Here is a 3,264-nt window from a genome sequence, read left to right as displayed (position 1 = left end):
CCGCCGGCGTCCTCCCCCCATACGGGCACTTGGCCTTCTGCGTTGCCTGTGTCGCGCCCTGACGCCGTGCCGAGGACCGCCTCCCAGGTCGCGCCGTCGGAGCGGTAGAGGCGGGGTTCGTCGGTGGAGAGGTACCAGCCGTCGAGCCCGGCGGCCCCAGCGCTGGGGCGCGAAGCGATGTCACCGCTGTCCAGCGACTGAACGGTGCCCGACTTGATCGCCCTCGCAAGAAGTTTCGCGACGGTCATTCGCACGTCGTTGCCCGTAGACGTGTCCCGAGCAACCCAGCCGTCTGAGTCGTCGGCTACGTCGATCAGTGTCAGGTCGGTGATGAGCGTCTTGACGAGTTCGAGCGCCTCCCGATATTCAGCCGGGGCTTCGGCTAGGAGGTCCAGCAATTCTTGCTTAGTCATACCGTACCGCCTCCGTCTCGGTGCGTGCGCCAACGCTGGCGATCACGTGGAGCGCCTTGTTGTCGCCGCTGATTACACGCTCCCTGGTCATCCCCTCGCGCGGAGGCGACCCGGCGTCCATTCGCGTCTCCACGGTGATGACATCGCCATCCGATGCGCTCACGTCGACGCTGCGGGAGTACCACACCCCGTCCGCTGGGGCGGTCCACGACTCGACCAGAGCGCCGTTCAGCAACACCTTCGCCTCGTGCAGCCCATCGCCTGCAGTGTCCGGGGTTTGGTGCTCGAACTCCACGCGGTACGTACCGCCGAACAGCAGCCGGGAAACGAACTCCGTGGCGAACGCTGTGTCCTGCACCGCCGTCTCGCCTCGCACGGCGGCCAGGGTCTCGCTGCCTGCTGCCTGAGTAACACGCCACGACAGCGCGTCACCCCCGACAGCTACGCGGATGGCGTCGAGCAACTGACTTGACTGCGCCGTTTCCGGGTTGTTGTCGGGGGTGATGCCTGCCGCCGTCAGCAGGGCTGCCGAGAGCCCCACGAAGTCGTTGAGCCACGCCTCTTGCAGCGGCGTCCCGTCGCCGCTGTCGGGCGCGGTGTCGTCGCGGGCCTCCCCGAACGGGTAGTCGGGAGACGGGTCGCGGACATTGCCGGCGTAGCGTGTTGCGTAGTTGACAGCCATGGGGAGCCTCTTAAACGTAGTTGACGATTATACCGATCCACTGTTGCTTAGGGCAAATCTTGAGCAACAGCGTCTCGAAATCCTGACGGCGATCAACCTCGACTGTGCCGGCGTCCGGGAACGTCTCGCCGCCGATGTACAGCACCCACCGCTTGCCGTCATCGTCTGTCGGGGGTGGCGGGTAAACGGGGTTGTCAAGACTGCGATTGACCAGCATGTAGCCGTCTGCCAAGCGATTTCCGCATCGGGCGTCAGGGACACCGCACCGGGCGCGGGGGACACCCGATCGAATCAGCGGCACGTAGCCGATGGCGTCGGCTGGCGTGCGCGGATTCAGCCCCTCGCCGAACGGCTGCACAGCGAGCACGGTGCCATCACTGAGGGCTAGCACTCCGGTCGATCCAACGCCCTGCACACGCGACGCAGCCGACTCGGGTATCCACCATTCGTGGACATAGACATCATATCCCGCCGCGCGGAGCACCCCCTGAATATATGCTGGCGACTGCCCGCCCACCGCTGCCCACTCCCCGCGCAGGCGGCTGACTCGCTGCTGTTGTGTCAGGTCGCCAGGACGCAGCCCGAACTGGCGCTCCCACTGCAACAGGAATCGCGTGGATTCAGGCTCGATGTCCAGCAAGATCGCGTCGATGTGTCCCTTGAACGCCGGACCAATCGACGCCAGTCCATCGACCAGCGCGCGGAGATGTGTGCCGGGAAACAGTCGCCACGCCCTGCCGGACGGTAGCAAGTGGCTGATAATGCGAGAGAACATCAGACGCCAGCCACGAACGTGATGCTTGACAGCTTGGCTTTCTCGCCCTCTCCAAGCGTTCGGGCCAGCACCTCGCTGCCAGCCTCTTCAAGCGTGACCGACTGGAACGTCCCGCCCGCCTCTGCAACCACGGCCTGAATGATGCCGCCCAACTCAGGCGCGCTGATCACGTCCCTGCGCGGGAGCACGGACAGCCCGAGGATATACGGTTCGAGCCCACGGAAGTACTCGTCACAGGCGCTCTCGATGGACAACTCCACCGCTCCCGGATCGTCTGCATCCAGTCCGGCCACGGTGACGTCGAATCCTGTGCGCGTGATAGGGAGGATATTCGGGTAGGAGTTCAGCGGCCGGCGCCGGGGGAGCCCGTCCTGCCGAAACTCTACAGCGTTTTCAACCTCTTGCAGCTGCGCCGATGTGGGAATGCCGTCCGCGCTGCCGCTGCTCTCCTCGGTCGCCTCGCAGTACACGTCGACCGTGCCGGGCTGGCCCGTGTACGGATACGTGGCGATAATCCCTACAGGCTCCACGCTCCACTCCTGCCAGTCCGCCGCCGCGCCGCCCTGGGGTCGCTGACGAAACCGTTGGATGATCCGCTGTCGGTAGTCCTCCACCGCCTCACCATCTGCGCCGGTCACGGACTGGCTATCGACCGTTACCGTGCGCCGGACCGCCCCCGGAGGAGAAACGAAATCCAGCTCCTCGCCCGGATCCATGTTGCCGATAGCGCCACGGCCCCCGCCGCCCTGCTGGTCTGACACGGCTCGGATCGTGACCTGCACCGTGGCCGCGTCAAGCGGGACAGATGACAGGGTCAGGTAGGTGACGCCGGTGTCCGTGTTGAGCAGCTGCGTCCCGCTAGCGAGGCTGCCGGTCTGGTCGGTTACCGACACGTCGACCACCAACTCTGCGCGCACGGCTGCGGCTGGCGGGCCTGCCCCGGCAAGGATCCCCCACTCCTCCAGCGGGCGCAGCTTGCGACCGTTGAGCGTCGTCTCGTCAAGCGTTGCCGTGCGGACGAACATCTGGAGAGCGATGAACCCGGCGTACTTGTACAGCAGGATGACGACCCCGGCCAGCGCCTTTGCCAGCACGCGAATAAAGCTCTTGGGCATCAGGGGGATAGACTGATTCAGCTCGGCGCTGATCTGCGCAACGATATTCTCGGACAGCTCGGCGGTAGTGGGGGTAGTGACGCTCACAGTTCGGCTCTCCAGTTCTCTTCGTAGACCAGATCGACGGCATCCAGGTCGGCTACGATCTTGATGTGCCGCCTGATCCGCTTTGGCCCTGGCATCGTGGCGGTGACGGCAACCGACGTGGCCACCCCGACCTCGATCAGCCATTCGAGATCGCGCTCGGTCGCGTCCTCAATGCGGCGTAGGTTGTCCGGG

4 protein-coding genes and 1 pseudogene are annotated in these 3,264 nt (G+C 65.3%); all 5 read right to left on the bottom strand.

Annotated features, from left to right (window positions below):
• On the bottom strand, window positions 1-413 hold a 413-nt coding region (locus ACJWXQ_RS03685), incomplete at its 3' end, for a hypothetical protein (RefSeq protein WP_406672174.1).
• The gene (locus ACJWXQ_RS03680; protein WP_406672173.1) at window positions 406-1,095 is read right to left on the bottom strand and encodes a hypothetical protein; all 690 of its coding nucleotides are present in this window, start codon (window positions 1,093-1,095) and stop codon (window positions 406-408) included. The genes ACJWXQ_RS03680 and ACJWXQ_RS03685, both read right to left, overlap by 8 nt.
• Before the next feature lie 10 nt (window positions 1,096-1,105).
• Window positions 1,106-1,870 (bottom strand): hypothetical protein, encoded by a 765-nt coding sequence (locus ACJWXQ_RS03675; protein WP_406672172.1) that lies wholly within the window; start codon window positions 1,868-1,870, stop codon window positions 1,106-1,108.
• Window positions 1,870-3,072 carry a baseplate J/gp47 family protein gene (locus ACJWXQ_RS03670; protein WP_406672171.1) on the bottom strand — a complete coding sequence of 401 codons (1,203 nt, stop codon included), beginning with the start codon at window positions 3,070-3,072 and terminating at the stop codon, window positions 1,870-1,872. The genes ACJWXQ_RS03675 and ACJWXQ_RS03670 overlap by 1 nt, the downstream gene beginning before the upstream one ends.
• Window positions 3,069-3,264: pseudogene (locus ACJWXQ_RS03665) on the bottom strand (hypothetical protein); the annotation flags it as partial. The pseudogene ACJWXQ_RS03665 and the gene ACJWXQ_RS03670, both read right to left, overlap by 4 nt.

Origin of the sequence: Natronospira sp. (assembly GCF_007134575.1) — a bacterium.
GTDB lineage: Bacteria > Pseudomonadota > Gammaproteobacteria > Natronospirales > Natronospiraceae > Natronospira > Natronospira elongata.
The sequence above is the reverse complement of the archived record's forward strand: the minus strand, read 5'-3'. Positions and strand labels throughout refer to the sequence as shown.

What these genes read in the sequence shown, in the direction of transcription:
- ACJWXQ_RS03680 (WP_406672173.1), bottom strand. Translation starts at nt 1,095, where the DNA reads ATGGCTGTCAACTACGCAACACGCTACGCCGGCAATGTCCGCGACCCG.
- ACJWXQ_RS03675 (WP_406672172.1), bottom strand. Translation starts at nt 1,870, where the DNA reads ATGTTCTCTCGCATTATCAGCCACTTGCTACCGTCCGGCAGGGCGTGG.